14 protein-coding genes are annotated in these 15,965 nt (G+C 65.3%); 5 read left to right on the forward strand and 9 right to left on the reverse strand.

All coding sequences use genetic code 11. The features are described 5' to 3' along the window. Positions 1-58: 58 nt before the first annotated feature. From QA642_RS23740 to QA642_RS23755, 4 genes are all read left to right on the forward strand, one after another. Positions 59-1,735: a glutamine--tRNA ligase/YqeY domain fusion protein gene (locus QA642_RS23740; protein WP_283086747.1), complete on the forward strand. Its 1,677-nt coding sequence runs from the start codon at positions 59-61 to the stop codon at positions 1,733-1,735. Positions 1,736-1,744: 9 nt separating this feature from the next. Then, entirely contained in the window at positions 1,745-2,131 is a 387-nt protein-coding gene (locus tag QA642_RS23745) for a nuclear transport factor 2 family protein (RefSeq protein ID WP_283086748.1), read from the forward strand. A gap of 114 nt (positions 2,132-2,245) precedes the next feature. Next, positions 2,246-2,479, forward strand: coding sequence for a DUF2171 domain-containing protein (locus QA642_RS23750; RefSeq protein ID WP_027559407.1), 234 nt, complete (start codon positions 2,246-2,248; stop codon positions 2,477-2,479). Positions 2,480-2,575: 96 nt separating this feature from the next. Next, positions 2,576-4,858: a ComEC/Rec2 family competence protein gene (locus QA642_RS23755; protein WP_283086749.1), complete on the forward strand. Its 2,283-nt coding sequence runs from the start codon at positions 2,576-2,578 to the stop codon at positions 4,856-4,858. Positions 4,859-4,866: 8 nt separating this feature from the next. On the opposite strand, the gene QA642_RS23760 is transcribed toward QA642_RS23755, so the two are convergent. The 7 genes from QA642_RS23760 to QA642_RS23790 form a co-directional block, all read right to left on the reverse strand. Then, positions 4,867-5,301: a hypothetical protein gene (locus QA642_RS23760; RefSeq protein ID WP_283086750.1), complete on the reverse strand. Its 435-nt coding sequence runs from the start codon at positions 5,299-5,301 to the stop codon at positions 4,867-4,869. Positions 5,302-5,495: 194 nt separating this feature from the next. After that, positions 5,496-5,708: a hypothetical protein gene (locus tag QA642_RS23765; protein ID WP_283086751.1), complete on the reverse strand. Its 213-nt coding sequence runs from the start codon at positions 5,706-5,708 to the stop codon at positions 5,496-5,498. Between the two features lie 196 nt (positions 5,709-5,904). Next, a complete protein-coding gene (gene lexA, locus QA642_RS23770) occupies positions 5,905-6,606 on the reverse strand; it encodes a transcriptional repressor LexA (RefSeq protein ID WP_027559402.1) in 702 nt (233 codons plus the stop codon). Between the two features lie 176 nt (positions 6,607-6,782). Beyond that, on the reverse strand, positions 6,783-7,994 hold the full coding sequence (glp, locus tag QA642_RS23775; protein ID WP_283086752.1) for a gephyrin-like molybdotransferase Glp: 1,212 nt from the start codon (positions 7,992-7,994) through the stop codon (positions 6,783-6,785). 221 nt (positions 7,995-8,215) lie between these two features. Continuing rightward, positions 8,216-8,410: a hypothetical protein gene (locus QA642_RS23780; RefSeq protein WP_283086753.1), complete on the reverse strand. Its 195-nt coding sequence runs from the start codon at positions 8,408-8,410 to the stop codon at positions 8,216-8,218. A 145-nt stretch (positions 8,411-8,555) separates the two neighbouring features. After that, positions 8,556-9,185, reverse strand: coding sequence for an HAD family phosphatase (locus tag QA642_RS23785; RefSeq protein ID WP_283086754.1), 630 nt, complete (start codon positions 9,183-9,185; stop codon positions 8,556-8,558). 8 nt (positions 9,186-9,193) lie between these two features. Next, positions 9,194-10,327, reverse strand: a complete 1,134-nt coding sequence (locus tag QA642_RS23790) for an alpha-hydroxy acid oxidase (RefSeq protein WP_283086755.1) — start codon at positions 10,325-10,327, stop codon at positions 9,194-9,196. 301 nt (positions 10,328-10,628) lie between these two features. On the opposite strand from QA642_RS23790, the gene QA642_RS23795 reads away from it, so the two are divergent. Beyond that, positions 10,629-11,966 carry a S41 family peptidase gene (locus QA642_RS23795; RefSeq protein ID WP_283086756.1) on the forward strand — a complete coding sequence of 446 codons (1,338 nt, stop codon included), beginning with the start codon at positions 10,629-10,631 and terminating at the stop codon, positions 11,964-11,966. Between the two features lie 73 nt (positions 11,967-12,039). Here QA642_RS23795 and QA642_RS23800 read toward each other — a convergent pair whose 3' ends face one another. Both QA642_RS23800 and QA642_RS23805 read right to left on the reverse strand, forming a co-directional pair. Beyond that, entirely contained in the window at positions 12,040-12,795 is a 756-nt protein-coding gene (locus tag QA642_RS23800) for an SDR family NAD(P)-dependent oxidoreductase (RefSeq protein WP_283086757.1), read from the reverse strand. A 315-nt stretch (positions 12,796-13,110) separates the two neighbouring features. After that, positions 13,111-15,843, reverse strand: coding sequence for an EAL domain-containing protein (locus QA642_RS23805; RefSeq protein WP_283086758.1), 2,733 nt, complete (start codon positions 15,841-15,843; stop codon positions 13,111-13,113). Positions 15,844-15,965: the final 122 nt, after the last annotated feature.

The raw sequence follows: 15,965 nt of genomic DNA on the forward strand, positions 1-15,965 counted from the left end.
TGGCCTGGAAGCGCGAATTTGGCAGAAGGACCGCTGATTTCCCTACAGGATTTTCGTAATGACAGAACCGGTGGCAGCTGAGGTTGGGCGCGATTTCATTCGTGACATCATCCAGGCCGACCTCGATCAGGGCAAGTACAAGGAGATCGTGACCCGGTTCCCGCCGGAGCCGAACGGCTACCTGCATATCGGCCACGCCAAGTCGATCGCGCTCAATTTCGGCATCGCCCAGGAGTTTCCGGGCCGCTGCCATCTGCGCTTCGACGACACCAATCCGGTCAAGGAAGAGCAGGAATATATCGATTCCATCCAGGCCGACGTGCGCTGGCTCGGCTTCGACTGGGGCAAGAACCTGTTCTTCGCCTCGGATTATTTCGAGCGCCTCTATGAATGGGCGGAACAGCTGATCCGCGACGGGCTCGCCTATGTCGACGACCAGACCCAGGAGGAGATCCGCCTGTCGCGCGGCACGCTGACCGAGCCCGGCAAGAACTCGCCGTTCCGCGACCGCTCGGTCGAGGAGAATCTCGACCTGTTCCGTCGCATGAAGGCGGGCGAATTCCCGAACGGTGCGCGCGTTTTGCGGGCCAAGATCGACATGTCCTCGGGCAATATCAACCTGCGCGATCCCGTGCTCTACCGCATCCTGCATGCACACCATCCGCGCACCGGAACCAAGTGGAGCATTTATCCGAGCTACGACTATGCCCACGGCCAGTCGGACGCGATTGAAGGCATCACGCATTCGATCTGCACGCTGGAGTTCGAGGACCATCGGCCGCTCTATGACTGGTTCATCGAGAAGCTGCCGGTGCCGTCCGAGCCGCACCAGTACGAAATGGCGCGGCTGAACCTGACCTACACGCTGCTGTCCAAGCGCGTGCTGACCCAGCTCGTCCGCGACGGTCATGTCGCAGGCTGGGACGATCCGCGCATGCCGACCGTGGCGGGCATGCGCCGCCGTGGCGTGCCGCCAGCCGCGCTGCGCGAATTCGTCAAGCGCATCGGCGTGGCCAAGGCCAACAGCGTGGTTGATGTCGGCATGCTCGAGTTCTGCATCCGCGAGGAGCTGAACCGCACCGCGCAGCGCCGCATGGCGGTCTTGAGGCCGCTCAAGGTCGTGATCGAGAACTATCCGGAAGGGCAGACCGAGGAACTCGAGGCGATCAATCATCCTGACGATCCCTCGGCCGGCACGCGCAAGATCACCTTCGGCCGCGAGCTCTATATCGAGCAGGACGACTTCATGGAGAACCCGCCAAAGAAGTTCTTCCGCCTGTCGCCGGGCAACGAGGTGCGGCTGCGCTATGCCTATTTCGTCAAGTGCACCGGCGTGATCAAGAACGACGCCGGCGAGGTCGTGGAGCTGCGCTGCACCTACGACCCGGCGACCAAGGGCGGCAACGCGCCCGATGGCCGCAAGGTCAAGGCGACCATGCACTGGCTGCCGGCAGCGGCGTCGAAGCCGGCGGAGATCCGCATCTACAACCAGCTGTTCGCCAACCCGAGCCCGGACGCCTCGAACTTCGCGGCCGATCTCAATCCGAACTCGCTGGAGATCCTCTCCGATGCGCGGGTCGAGGCATCGGTTGCCGAAAGCAATTCGATGGAGCCGATGCAGTTCGAGCGCCAGGGCTATTTCGTGCGCGACAAGGATTCGACGCCGGGCAAGCCGGTGTTCTCCCGCACCATCGGGCTGCGCGATACGTTCGCGAAGGAAGTCGCCAAGGGCTGAGGATCCGAGATGAGCAGCGAAGCCGACGCCATCGTTTCCGCCATCATCGCGAAATGGTGCGCCGGCTTCGCAAAGCTCGATGCCGTCGCGCTGTCGTCGCTCTATGCGAGGAACGCGTTCTTCTTCGGCTCGAATCCAAGACTCTATCGGGGCAGGGACGGCGTTGCCGATTACTTCGCCGGCCTGCCGCGCTGGCGTAAGCCATCTGCGGCCTTTTCCGAGGTGAACGCAGCGCAGGCCGGCCCTGACCTGATCAACGTGGCGGCAACCATCACGTTCGACCTCGCGGGCGAGCGGGACGATCTCATCGTCAAGATGAGCTGGGTCATCATGCGCGAGGATGGCGACTGGAAGATCGTCAATCACCACGCCTCGTCGCAGGTGCCGCTGATCTAGCGGACGCTCCATCAGTCTCGTCATTCCGGGCTCGCGACTTCGTCGCGCCCCGGAATGACGATTGAACGAACGTAGGCTCGCCGCGTTTACACGGATCCCAACCAAGGATCCGCCATGCAGAACATCGCAGAGCATATGGAAGTCATCGGCGCCGACGGCGTCCACATCGGCACCGTCGACCGGGTCGAGGGCAATCGCATCAAGCTGACCAAGAAGGACAGCGGCGAGGGCAGCCACAAGGGGCACCATCACTTCATCGACAAGGGTCTCGTTGCCGACGTCGAGGGCAACAAGGTCCGCCTGTCGGCGAAAGCGGATGTCGCCGTGACGATGGAAGAGGAAAAGTAGGGCGGGCGTCCGTCCGTTCCTGATCCGTACCGCTATTCGTCCGCCTGCACGTTCCGGTAGCCTTGGCACCCGTCGCGTATCGCAGGGTGCTAGGGAATGGCGGAGCCGGGCCGACCGCGGCGTGTCTCGCAAGGGATCGCGGGAACTTGGCCGACGGGCCGAACCGCCTCGGCCGGCGGCTTTGCGCCGGTGGGCTCCGGCCTCTGGCCCGCGACCGTCGAGACGCTGCGCGTATGGGCGCGCGCTGAAACCGGCGCCGGGCGGCTGTTGCCGTGGGTGCCTGTCGCGTTCGGCGGCGGCATCGCGCTGTACTTCGCGGCCGATCATGAGCCGGTGCTGTGGGTCGTTGCAGCCACCGCGGTCGCGCTCATGTGTGGTGCGGTCCTGTTGCGGCGGAGCCGGTGGTTTGCGCCTGCGCTTCTGATCGCGGCGGTCGCGGCCGGCCTTGCCATGGCGACCTGGAAGACGGCGCGTATCGCGCACACGGTGCTGGCAAAACCGCTCTATTCGGTATCGTTGTCGGGCTTTGTCGAGGCCCGCGACATCCGCGAGCGCACCGACCGTTTTGTCCTTCGCGTCACCGCGATGGAGGCGCAGCGCAGCGACGTCAAGCTCGAGCGCGTGCGCCTGTCGGTGCGCAAGGGGACCGCGCCCGAGGTCGGTAGCTTCGTGCAGCTGAAGGCGCGGCTATTGCCGCCGATTTCGCCGGTTCGTCCCGGCAGCTACGATTTCTCGCGTGACATGTTCTTCCAGGGCATTGGCGCCTCCGGTTTCGTGATGGGCGCGATCACCGCGTCCGTGCCGCCGGATGCCGGCGGCCTGCGGCTGCGCTATGCCGCGTTCATGCAAGGCCTCCGCGATGCGATCGACGCGCGCATCCGTGCGACGCTCGAGGGCGACAATCGCGCCATCGCGACGGCGCTGCTCACTGGTCGGCGCGATGCGATCACGACGCCCGTCAACGATGCCATGTTCATCTCGGGGCTCGGTCATGTGCTGTCGATCTCCGGCTACCACATGGCGGTCGTCGCCGGCGTCGTGTTCTTCGCGGTGCGCGCGCTGCTGGCCTTGATTCCGGCGCTTGCGGCCGGTTTCGCCATCAAGAAGTGGTCGGCGGCCGCGGCATTGGTTGCGGCAGCGTTCTATCTGCTGCTGTCGGGCGCGGAAGTCGCGACGCAAAGGTCGTTCTTCATGACGGCGGAGGTGCTGATCGCGGTGATGGTCGACCGCCGCGCCATCACCTTCCGCACGCTGGCCGTGGCGGCGCTGATCGTGCTTGCGGTCGCGCCGGAGGCGCTGGTGCACCCGAGTTTCCAGATGTCGTTCGCGGCGACGCTCGGGCTGGTGGCGCTGGTGCAGATCGGCATGCCGAACCTGTTTGCCTCGCCCGATCATTCCACGACCGCGCGCATCGCGCTGTGGGGCGGGCGCGAGATCGCGATGCTGTTCCTGGCCTCGCTAATCGCGGGGCTTGCGACCACGCCCTACGCCGCCTTCCACTTCCACCGCGTCACGCCGTTCGGCGTGCTCGCCAATCTTGGCGCGATGCCGGTGGTCTCGGCGCTGGTCATGCCGGCCGGGCTGTTGGGTCTGCTTGCGGCACCGTTCGGGCTCGACGGCGTGTTCTGGTGGCTGATGGGGATCGGCATCGACTGGATGATTGCGGTCTCGCGCTGGGTAGCGGGACTGCCGGGCGCTGTCGGCCGCATCCCCGCCTTCGGCATAGGCCCGCTGATTGCGGCGAGCCTCGGGGTCATCGTGATGGGTCTGTTGCGCACGCCGCTGCGCTGGTCCGGCGCCGTGGTGCTGCTGGCGGCGATCCTCTGGGGCCTGTCGGCGCGCCAACCGGACATTTTAATTGCCGGGGACGGCCAGAGCGTCGCGGTGCGGGGGCGGGACGGGCACCTGCACCTGATCAGGGCCAGCAAGGACGGTTTTCTGCTCAAGGAGTGGTTGGCTGCCGACGCCGATGTGCGTGACGCCGGCAGTGCCGCGCTGGCTGACGGCGTGTCATGCGACGAGGCCGGCTGCGTCACGCCGCTCGCCGACGGGCGGCTGGTGGCGCTGTCCCTGCGGATTGACGCGCTGGCGGATGATTGCAGTCGCGCTGCATTGGTGGTGACGGTAAGGCCCGCGCCGCCGGATTGCGCGGCGATGGTGGTCGACCGGCAGCGTCTGACGAGGCAGGGCGCGCTGGCGCTGACACAAGCTGGTGAGGGATTTGCGGTGCTGGCGGTGAAAGCGAGGGGCGCAAATCGCCCCTGGTCGCCGGCTGCTGCCGGCGAGGGCGTTTCCGAACTGACCCTCATGCCACCGTCTGGAGCTCCGCGCGTCCGGGACGCAACACCGTCGGAGGCCGACCTTGCGGCGGAGGACTAGGATCTATTTCAACCGATCGGCAGACGCGGCGTTGTCGGCCGGCTGTCGACACCGACCTGCGGCTTGTGCTCGCGCTCGCCCAGCGGCTGGGTCACGGGCAGTTGCAGCACGGTTGCCTGCTGGCCTTCGACGAGCTGTGTCACCAGCACGTATTTGCCGTCGGGGAATTCGATCGCGTCATGATGGCGATCGGGAATGTGCGGATCGATCTTGCCGAACTTGCCGACGCGCGAGTTGACGGTGCGCGTCCAGATCCAGCGATTGTCGTAGCGGACGTTGTCGGCGAAGGCGAGCTCCGTTCCCGGCAGCAGGCAGACCGCGACGGTCGGATCGGCCGCGGAGGCAAAGCCGCGCGTCGAGGTGCCGCGGAACGTTGTCGTCACGATCGTCTCGCCGACCTCGGCAGGGCGCGATGCGACGGCATGCAGGCTGTAGTCACACATCGTGGGTGCTCCTCATGCGGAGATAGCAACCCGTGCCTCTGTCTTACGAGGCGCAGGCCTCTATCAGAGTGGAAGCATAATAGCGTCTGCGCGGTTGTAGGCAAATCTGCGGCTCGCTGCCGCAGCGTGCGATCACATTATCTTTCCCGAATCCGCTGGGAACAAAGTCTGCTTTCGTGCATTCGGTGGGGGTGTCAGCGGCCAGCCGGCGCCGACCAGCCGGAATATGGCCAGACCGCTTGTGACGGTTGCGTCAGCGCATTGCGCGCGTTTCGGACTTGCTCGCTCATTGCAGTCTCCTTGGCCACGTCCTTGCGGACATGGCGGTGCGATGGTGCGGCAACGGCTTGCGACGCTGATGCTGCGACCAGCACCGCGGCTACTGTGCTCAGGATGATCTTGCGCATGAGGTCTCCTCGAACCTTCGCAGCCGAAGCCGTGCTGCTTCGTGCGGCGTGGCGAGGATGTAGCGCCGGGGGAGGGGCCGGATAATCTGCGCGAAACCAGAAAGACTATCCAGCGCGAGCGGACAATCATCCGCTCCGATCTCTGGTCGGCGATGCCGATCGAAGCGCGCGGACAGCGCGCTCAGTACTTCCGGTATCAGTACTTCCGATAAAGCCCGATCAGCTTGCCCTGAATCTTGACCCGGTTCGGCGGCAGGATGCGTACCTCATAGGCCGCATTGGCGGGCTCGAGCGCGATCGAGGCGCCGCGGCGGCGGAAGCGCTTCAAGGTCGCTTCCTCGTCGTCGATCAGCGCCACCACGATGTCGCCGGTGTCGGCGCTCTCGTTGCGCTGGATCAGCGCCATGTCGCCGTCGAGTATGCCGGCTTCCACCATGGAATCGCCGCGCACTTCGAGCGCGTAGTGCTCGCCAGAGCCGAGCATGTCGGGCGGGACGCTAATGGTGTGGCTGCGGGTCTGCAACGCCTCGATCGGCGTGCCGGCCGCGATACGGCCCATCACGGGCACCGCGACGGGACGCTCGCCCTCGTCCGCGGGCGGGCTGGAGGTCGTGCGGACCTTGCCGAGGTTGCCCTCGATGACGCTCGGCGTGAAGCCGCGACGATTGCCGGCGGCGGCCTGCAGCTCAGGCAGCTTGATCACCTCGATGGCGCGGGCGCGGTTGGGCAGGCGGCGGATGAAGCCGCGCTCCTCGAGCGCGGTGATCAGGCGATGGATGCCTGATTTCGAGCGCAGGTCGAGCGCGTCCTTCATCTCGTCGAAGGATGGCGGCACGCCGCTTTCCTTCAGTCGCTCGCTGATGAACCGCAGGAGCTCGTACTGTTTGCGCGTTAACATCTCGACCAAAATCCCCCGGTTGATGTCGTTCGATTCCGAGACGATGAATTCAGCGATAAGTCGCTGCATGCTCGAAACAAATCATGAACGGACACTATATGTTCGATACATGTTCCGCAACTGCTTAATTTACCGTGAACGCGACAAAGTTCGCGCCACGCGTGTGGCCTGCGCGTTCAGACCGGCAGGCGCAGCACCTCGCAAGGTGTGCCGGCTTCGGCCTTCGGCGCGAACGGCGCGCGCACGAGAAGTGCCTGTGCCGCAGCGAGATTCGCAAGCAGCGAGGAATCCTGGTGATTGACGGGAAGGGCGATCAACGTGCCGTCGTCGCGCGTCTCCAGGCGGGCGCGCAGATAATCCTCGCGCTGGTCGTTGGCGCCGACATCGCGGCCGAGCACCGCGCGCTCGCGGCGATGGTGAATCACGGAACGGCCCGACAGCGCGCGAATCAGAGGCACCATGAACAGGAAGGCACACACATAGGATGACACGGGGTTGCCGGGCAGGCCGATCACGCGCATCGCCGCCAGGTGTCCATGCATCATCGGCTTGCCGGGCCGCATCGCGATCTTCCAGAACGTCATCGCGATGCCCTCGGCCTTCAGCGCTTGCTGGACCAGATCGTGGTCGCCGACCGAGGCGCCGCCGGTGGTGATCAGGATGTCGGCGCCGCTCTCGCGGGCGCGGCGGATGCCCGCGGTGGTGGCGTCCAGGGTATCAGCGGCAACACCGAGATCGACGGTATCGGCGCCCTCACTGCGGGCGAGCGCGTGCAGGGCGTAACCGTTGGAATAGACGATCTGGCCGGGGCCAGGCGTGGTGCCCGGCATCACCAGCTCGTCGCCGGTGGCGAGAATCGCGACTTTCGGGCGGCGGCGGACGGGCAGAAGCGGGTGATTCATGCCGGCGGCGAGCGCGAGGTCGCGCTCGGTCAGCCGGATACCCTTGCGCAGCAGCACGTCGCCCGCGCGGAAATCGACGCCGGCCGGGCGGATGTGTCGCCCCGTCACGGCCGTTTCCTTGATCGTGATGCGCCTCCCATCCGCAACCGTGTCCTCCTGGATCACGACTGCGTCGGCCCCGTCGGGAACGACGCCGCCGGTGAAGATCCGCACGGCTTCGCCGGCGCCGACCGATCCCGCAAACGGCCGGCCCGCCGCGACCTCGCCGATCACGGTGAGCTGGGAATCGATTGTCGCGGCATCGGCCGCACGCACCGCATAGCCATCCATCGCCGACATCGCCTGCGGCGGCTGCGTGCGCCGCGCCGCGACGTCGCGGGCGAGCACGCGGTGGAAGGCTTGGTCGAGCGCGACCGTTTCTTCAGGCAGCGGCTCTGCGCCGGCAAGCACCGCGGCAAGCGCGTCAGAAACCGGCATCAGGGCCACGTGTGAGAACTCCAGCTGCGCCCGTTCGGGCAAATCGGCGGCGAGAGTTCTAGCCGAGTGCAGGCGCTGAGGCAAAAAGGCGCTCACGCAGGAGGATTCATCCGCTCTGCAGTGAAGGACAGACGTCAAATCCGCCGCGGCATGATCCAGAAGGCCAGACAGACGGGTACGAGGATGGCCATGGCGAGGATGAGAAGGACGAGAGCCACGGCCAGCATCGGTCAACTCCCCGGCGGCTCGTCCGGACTGACGTCCGGCGCTTTGGGACTCTGATCCTTGTCGGGCAGCGGATCGGCCTGCGATTTCAGGTCGGCGGCCTTGCTGATCAGCTTGGCGGAGAGCTCAGAATCCGAGGTGGTTCTGGCGTATTTCATCAGCAGCGAGGCCTGCTTGGTGAGGTAGGTTTTGCCCAACACGACGATAAGCCCGATGTAGAATTCCCAACGGACTCATGAGTCCGGAAGCCCGTATTCGTTCCGGGAACTCTTTACAAAATTGCACAAAATGATTTGGTTCCTCATTTTGCGTCAGATTAGTTCCAGGCCCCCTGGGCACCGGACGTTAAACCCCGAGCGCCTTCAAGGCGTTCCCGACGGCGGTTGGCGAGGTCACATGCACCGCGGTCAGGCCGCGGGCGCGGGCTCCCTCGATGTTCTCGGCAAGATCGTCGAAAAATACGATCCGGTTGGCTGGCACGCCGATAGCGGCGACGACATGGTCGAAAGCTTCCGCATCGGGTTTGCGCAGGCCGATGCTGGAGGACAGGTAGACCTCGCGGAAATGGCCGAGCAGATCGGCGTATTCCTTCGAGAAATAGTCCACATGCGGCCGGTTGGTGTTGGAGAAGGCGTAGAGCGGCATTTGCCTCGCCGCGCGCGGCAGCAACTCGGCTATGTCAGGCATCTCGCCGGCGAAGATCGCGTTCCAGCCTTCCAGGAACTGGGCGTCGGAAATGCCGATCCCGAGTGAGTTGCGCAGCGAGGCGAAATAGTCCTCGTCGGTGATCTTGCCGACCTCGTGCAGCCGGTAGGCCTCGTCGCGCACATAGCGCGCGACGATGGCTTCGGGCTTGCAGCCGGCGTGCCCCGCCCAGCAATCGATCGCCTTGGAGAAATCGATGTCGAGCACCACGCGCCCGAGATCGAACAAAAGCGCATCGGCGCTGCCGGGAGAGAGCGAGGTCACCTGCATCCTTATCCTCAGTATCGGTACGGGTCGTGGTCGAACAGCGGGAATGCGCTGAACACGCTTGGCGCATTGGTCGCGGTCGCCGGATGCAGGCAGGATTTGTTGACCTCGGCGAAGGAGGTGGCGCCCAGCAGGCCGAGGCAGCGCAGCACCTCGTCCTCCAGCAGTTCCAGCATGCGCGTGACGCCGGCCTCGCCGGCTGCCGCCAGCGCCCAGCATTGCAGCCGGCCGATGCCGACCATGTCCGCGCCCGCCGCGATCGCCTTGACGATGTCGGTGCCCCGGCAGAAGCCGCCGTCGACCATGATCTTGGCGCGGCCCTTCACGGCATCGACGATCTCAGGGAGCACATGCATGGCGCCACGGCCATGATCGAGCTGGCGCCCGCCATGGTTGGAGACGTAGATCCACTCGACGCCATGGTCGAGCGCGATCAGCGCATCCTCGGCGGTGGCGATGCCCTTCAGGATCAGCGGTATCTTGAACCTGTCCTTGATCATCTTCACGGTCCGCCACTCCAGCCCCTTCTGGAAATCGCCGCCGGTGGCGCGCAGGCGGCTCTCGCGAACATAGCGCTTGGCGATGTCACGTTCGCGACGGCTGTAATGGGCGGTGTCGACGGTCAGGCAGAACGCGGCGTAGCCGTTCTTCTCGCTCCTGCCGACAACATCGGCGACAAAGGCGTCGTCGCCGCGGACATAGAGCTGGTAGAGGCGCAGCGCATCGGGGGCGGCCTCGGCGGTCTTCTCCAGGCCAGGGTCCGACACCGAGCTCAGCATGTGCGCCGCACCGAAGGTGCCGGCCGCGCGTGCAACGCTTGCCGCACCGTCGGGGTCGAAGATTTCGAGCGCGCCGACGGGGGCCAGAACCACCGGCAGGCGCATCCTGCGACCGAACTGCTCGACCGAGCCGTCCACCTTGCGGACGTCACGCAGCACACGCGGGCGGAAGGCGATCTCGTCCAGCGCCATGCGGTTGCGGCGCATCGTGGTCTCCGTCTCGGCGGCGCCGACGATGTAGTCCCAGGCATTCTGGTTGAGGTTGGCACGCGCCTTCCGGACGAATTCGTGCAGATTCTGGAACGGCTCGTTGCTGGCGCCGAGCTCGACGTTCCGTTCCGGCCGGATGCGGGGTGCTTCATTCATTGTTATCCTCCCGAGAATTTGAAGCCTTGTCTCATCGCCTTAGCCCGTCCGGACCTGCAAAACCATCCTAAGATCGCATAGCTGCGAGGCATGGCCCGGCCAACCGATTCCGCTTTGCGTGAAGCCATTTCGGAACGTTGCCAAAAGTTTAGCTCAGGGCGAAGGGATTTTTACCCTGTACCCGCTGGCGTGGCGGCCCGGCCATCAAGAAACCTGAATGGTATTGTGAGAAGCTGGCTGGATCGCCATTTGCATGGCGGCTTCCAGCCTCCAAGAGAACCGCCAGCTAAGAAGGCCTTCCATGCGGAAATCCCTGCTGTTCCCCCTGGGCGCGCTCACCGGAGCGTGTCTGACCCTTCTGGTAGCCAGCCCCCAGGCTGGCGTATGGGCGGCGCGGGCCGCAGCGGGCGCGGATGATGCCTATTCGCAGCTCAATCTGTTCGGCGAGGTCTTCGAGCGCGTGAAGGCGAGCTATGTCGAGAAGCCCGACAATTCCAAGCTGATCGAAGGCGCGATCACCGGCATGGTGACATCGCTCGATCCGCATTCACGCTACATGAACGACAAGGCCTGGACCGAAATGCAGGAGACCACCTCCGGCGAGTTCGGCGGCCTCGGCATCGAGGTCACGATGGAGGAGGGCCTCGTCAAGGTGGTCTCGCCGATCGACGACACCCCGGCGTCGAAGGCCGGCATCATGTCCGGCGACCTCATCAGCAAGATCGACGGCGAGGCCGTGCAGGGCATGACGCTCGAGCAGGCCGTCAACAAGATGAAGGGGCCGGTCGACACCAAGACCAAGCTCACGATCGTACGCAAGGGCGCGGATGCGCCGCTCGACGTCGCGATCACGCGCGAGATCATCCATGTGCGCCCGGTGCGCTTCCATGTCGAGAACGGCGACATCGGCTATATCCGCGTCACCTCGTTCAACGAGCAGACCACCGACGGGCTGAAGAAGGCGATCGCCGCGATCTCCAAGCAGGTCCCGCAGGAGAAGCTGGTGGGCTATGTGATGGACCTGCGTAACAATCCGGGCGGCCTGCTCGACCAGGCGGTGTCGGTGTCGAGCGCGTTCCTGCAGCGTGGCGAGGTCGTCTCGACCCGCGGCCGCAATCCGGAAGAGACCCAGCGCTTCACCGCGCATGGCGGCGACCTCACCAAGGGCAAGCCGCTCGTGATCCTGGTCAATGGCGGTTCGGCTTCGGCCTCGGAGATCGTGGCCGGTGCGCTGCATGATCACAAGCGCGCGACGATCATCGGCACGCGCTCGTTCGGCAAGGGCTCGGTGCAGACCATCATCCCGCTCGGCGCCGGCAATGGCGCGCTGGCGCTGACCACGGCGCGCTACTACACGCCGTCGGGCCGCTCGATCCAGGCCCAGGGCATCGCGCCCGACATCGAGATTCTCCAGGACGTGCCGGCGGAGCTGAAGGGCCGGATGGACACCATGGCGGAGTCGCAGATGCGCGGTCATCTGTCGGCTGCCGACGGCAGCGAGCAGACCGGATCGCAGTCCTACGTTCCTCCGAAGGAGGAGGACGACAAGGCGCTGCACGCGGCCTATGATTTCCTCCACGGTGTTACCGCAAACGCCGTCGCCGCCAAGCCCGCGCCGAAGGCTGCGGTGCCGAACTAAGCCCTACAACGTCAAGACATCGATCGCCCGGGAGTGGATACCGCTCCCGGGCGATTTTATTTTGGGCGCCGTCTCAGCTCGGATTTATGGCCGCGAAGGTCACCTCATAGCGGCCGTCGCGCTCGGCCCAGCGGCGGGCGCGGTCGCGTTCAACCAGCACCTCATCGCGGGGATGCACCCGCAGCTCCAGCAGTTGCATCACTTCCGCGATGTAGACGGCAAGCGGCATCGCGCGCGCATCGCTGGCCTGTTGCGTGCCGGTGAGCTCGGTCTGCACATAGGGCGGCGCGAGCTCCAGCACCTCGACCGGGATCTTGCGGAGCTGGTGCCGCAATGATTGCAGCCAGGAGTGCAGGAACGCCTTGCTGGCGCAGTAGGTCGGGAAGTCGGCGCGGGGCACGAAGGCGAGGTTCGAGCTGGTCGCGATGATCGTCGCATTCCGTTGCGTCTTCAGGAGTGGGAGGAGCGCGGCCGTGACGCGCAGCACGCCGAGAATGTTGGTTGCGACGATCGCTTCCGCGTCAGAGGCATCCCAGCCGTCCGCCGTCATGTCCTCCGGCCGCGAGATGCCGGCGTTGGCGATCAGCACGTTGAGTTCAGGAAAGCGTGTCCGGACCTCGGCCGCCAAGTCCGGCAATGCCGAGGCATCGTCGAGGTCGAGCGGCAGGCCGATCAGGTCAGGGCGTTCAGCCATGATCTGATCGAGCAGGGCCTGCCGCCTGCCGGTGACGATGACGCGATTGCCGCGGTCGTGGAAAGCTTCGGCCAGTGTGCGGCCGATGCCGCTGGTGCCGCCGGTGATGAGGATCGTGTTGCCAGTCATCTTCATGGTTGCTGCCTTTCGATGGAGGGAAAGCCACGGCAACCCAGGAAACCTCGGCAGCGAGCAGCCCGAGAAAACGGCAAACATCGGCGCGGGGAGAGCCGCGCCGAAATCGACGTCTTGAGCGGGTGATCGTCTGCACGCAGGAGAGTGATGGCATCACCGTGGCGTCTCGTGAATCGAGATCTCCCAGCCGGGATCCTCTCGACAAAGGACGCGTTGGATGACGGTAACGCCTACGGCAGCGGCGTTTCGGCAGCTGCAAGTGCTGAAATACTTTGGCCTGATGTCACCGTCAAGCGCGGCGGGCAGGCCGAAAGGCTAGCTCGCCTCGCGCCGGCGGCCCTCGCTACCTTCGCGCCGGGCGAGCCGGCTGCGATGCAGCGCGAACAGCTCCAGAATCTTGTCGGCAGGCTTGGCGGCGCTGAACAAATAACCTTGCATCTCGGAGCAGCCGAGGGTGCGGAGCAGGCGCTGCTGCTCCTCGGTCTCGACACCCTCGGCCGTGGTGGTCATGCGACGGGCGGCCGCCAGGTTGACGACGGCCTGGACAATACTGGCGGAGCCATCGGGGCCGGCGATATCGTCGACGAAGCAGCGGTCGATCTTGATCTTGTCGAACGGGAATCGGTGGAGATAGCTCAGCGAGGAATAGCCGGTGCCGAAATCGTCGAGCGCGATACGCACGCCGATGGCGCGGAGCTGGTGCAGGATCGCAAGCGCCGCATCGTCGTCGCGGATCAGCACGGCCTCGGTGATCTCGAGCTCGAGCCGACTCGCCGGCAGATTGGAAGCGGCGAGCGCCGCCATGATCTTCAGCGCCAGCGTGCCGCTCTTGAACTGCACCGGCGAGACGTTGACGGCGAGGCGGATGTCGTCGGGCCAGTTTGCGGCGTCCCGGCAGGCGGTTGCCAGCACCCATTCGCCGATCTCGTTGATCAGGCCGGTATCCTCGGCGATCGGGATGAACTCGGCCGGAGAGACCATGCCGCGCTCGGGATGGCGCCAGCGCACCAGCGCCTCGCAGCCGGTGATGCGGTCGTCCTTCAGGCCGAGGCAGGGCTGGTAATAGACCTCGAGGCCGCCTTCGCGCCCCCCTTGGGCGATGGCGCGGCGCAGGTCGATCTCGAGCTGCCGCCGCTCGTGCACCTTGGCGTCCATCTCCGGCTCGAAGAAGCGATAGGTGCGGCGTCCGGCGGATTTGGCGGCATACATCGCCATATCAGCGTTCTTCAGGATCTGGTCGAGCGCGGTGCCGTGCTCCGGCGCGAGCGCAATGCCGATGCTGGCGTCGGTGGTGAGATGATGGCCCATGCAGTCGAACGGAGCGCGGATGGCTTGAAAGACGCTCGCGACGAGCTCGTTGACCTGGTCCGGCGACGTCACCGCGCTCTGCACGATGGCGAATTCGTCGCCGCCGAGCCGCGCCACGAAATCCGACGGGCCGATGCACCGGCTCAGAGTGGCAGCCACCGACTTCAGGAGCTCGTCGCCGACGAGGTGGCCGAGCGCGTCGTTGACGCCCTTGAACTCGTCGATGTCGATGTAGTGCACCGCGAGTTGTTGGCCGCCCGTGACGCCAGCCAGCTCCGCGCGCAGATGCTCGTGGAACATGGCGCGGTTGGGCAGGTCGGTGAGCGCGTCGTAATGGGCGAGATGGGTGATGCGTTCCTCGATGCGCCGGCGCTCGGTGATGTCCTCGTGCGTCACCACCCAGCCGCCGTCGGCGAGCGGTTCGTTGAGAACGTGGATCGAGCGGCCGTCGGCGGTGTCGACCACCATGGAGTTGCGGACATGGATGTCGCGCAGCACGCGCGCGACATAGTCGTGGACGTTGCCGGTGAAGGAGCCGGTCGCCTTGCGATGGGCGATGATGTCGTGGAAGCTGGAGCCGGGCTTCACCACGTCCGGCGACAGTCCGTACATCTCGATGTAGCGCTGGTTGCAGACCACGAGCCGCCGCTCGGCGTCGAACAGCAGCAAGCCCTGACTCATGTTGTTGATGGCTCGGTCGAGACGCTGCTTCTCCAGCGTCAGCAGTTCGCGGGAGGCGCGGTGCTGTTCCAGCAGCTTGCGCACGATGGCGATCAGAACGCCGGCGATGGCGAGCGCGGAGGCGCCGGCGACCGAGATCAGGATGCCGATCTGCTCGCGCCAGTCGGTCAGGGCCGCGGCGCGCGTCGTGGTGGCCATGATCAGGATCGGGAAGTGTGGCAGGGCCCGCGCCGACACCAGCCGGTCTTCGCCGTCGACCGGGCTCATGAAGCGGCCGGCGAAATGATCGAGGCCGAAAATCCTCTGCTGTTCGAACGCGCCGGTCTTGAAATTCCGTCCCATCAGCTCGCTGGAATGGGGATAGCGGGCAAGCAGCGTGCCGTCCCGGTGCAGCATCGATATCGTCGCGCCGTCGCCGAGCACGACGGAGGCGAAGAACTTCTCGAAATTGGCAGGCTCGATGCCGCGCCCGACTACCCCCATGAACTCGCCGTTCGGTCCCACGATCCTGCGGACGATCAGGATGGTCCAGGCGCCGGAGACGCGGCTGTGCAGCGGCTCGATCAGGACATCAGGCGAATGCGGGTCGTATTTGAAGGTGCGGAAGTAGGCGCGGTCGGCGACGTTCACTTTCGGGCCAGGCCACGCCGTCGACGAATTGATCAAGTTGCCGTCGGCATCGATGACGTTGACGCCGCCGATGTAGGGCAGCGCCTCGATCTTCGAGCGCAGCATGCGGTGGACGTCCTGTCCGGAGAGGCGCTTGCGATAGTCCTCCACGGTGTTGATTCCGGTCGCGCGGACGTGATCGACGAAATCCTTCTGGATGACCGCGAAATCCTGCAGCTGCTGATCGAAATGGTGGGCGAGCAGCAGCGCGGTGTTTTCCAGCTCGCGGCCGGCGTTGCGCAAAGCGCGCTCGCGGAAGTTCTGCGCCATCAGCGTCGCGCCAACGGCGATCGCCGCGATCAAAAGCATGCCGCCCACCACCAGCCAGCGGATCGGTCCGCTGCGCACGAAGGCCTGGTCAAAAAGGCGGCTGCCAAATCTCGTCATCATGCTGGATCATTGCCGTGCACACGTCAGGGTCAATTCTTGAGCCCGAAAACATCCGTTGGTTTACGGGAACGGTGTGGAGGCGAAGTTAGGAAGGCTGGTTAATGCGACATGAAGGAACGCGC

The sequence above is a fragment of the Bradyrhizobium sp. CB2312 genome (assembly GCF_029714425.1).
GTDB lineage: Bacteria > Pseudomonadota > Alphaproteobacteria > Rhizobiales > Xanthobacteraceae > Bradyrhizobium.

Bases quoted from the DNA above. Each gene is read 5' to 3' on its own strand.
- QA642_RS23785 (WP_283086754.1), bottom strand. From the start codon at position 9,185: ATGCAGGTGACCTCGCTCTCTCCCGGCAGCGCCGATGCGCTTTTGTTC.
- lexA (WP_027559402.1), bottom strand. From the start codon at position 6,606: ATGTTAACGCGCAAACAGTACGAGCTCCTGCGGTTCATCAGCGAGCGA.
- QA642_RS23800 (WP_283086757.1), bottom strand. From the start codon at position 12,795: ATGAAGATGACTGGCAACACGATCCTCATCACCGGCGGCACCAGCGGC.
- QA642_RS23790 (WP_283086755.1), bottom strand. From the start codon at position 10,327: ATGAATGAAGCACCCCGCATCCGGCCGGAACGGAACGTCGAGCTCGGC.
- QA642_RS23755 (WP_283086749.1), top strand. From the start codon at position 2,576: ATGGCGGAGCCGGGCCGACCGCGGCGTGTCTCGCAAGGGATCGCGGGA.
- QA642_RS23760 (WP_283086750.1), bottom strand. From the start codon at position 5,301: ATGTGTGACTACAGCCTGCATGCCGTCGCATCGCGCCCTGCCGAGGTC.
- QA642_RS23795 (WP_283086756.1), top strand. From the start codon at position 10,629: ATGCGGAAATCCCTGCTGTTCCCCCTGGGCGCGCTCACCGGAGCGTGT.
- QA642_RS23740 (WP_283086747.1), top strand. From the start codon at position 59: ATGACAGAACCGGTGGCAGCTGAGGTTGGGCGCGATTTCATTCGTGAC.
- QA642_RS23750 (WP_027559407.1), top strand. From the start codon at position 2,246: ATGCAGAACATCGCAGAGCATATGGAAGTCATCGGCGCCGACGGCGTC.
- QA642_RS23765 (WP_283086751.1), bottom strand. From the start codon at position 5,708: ATGCGCAAGATCATCCTGAGCACAGTAGCCGCGGTGCTGGTCGCAGCA.
- QA642_RS23805 (WP_283086758.1), bottom strand. From the start codon at position 15,843: ATGATGACGAGATTTGGCAGCCGCCTTTTTGACCAGGCCTTCGTGCGC.
- QA642_RS23745 (WP_283086748.1), top strand. From the start codon at position 1,745: ATGAGCAGCGAAGCCGACGCCATCGTTTCCGCCATCATCGCGAAATGG.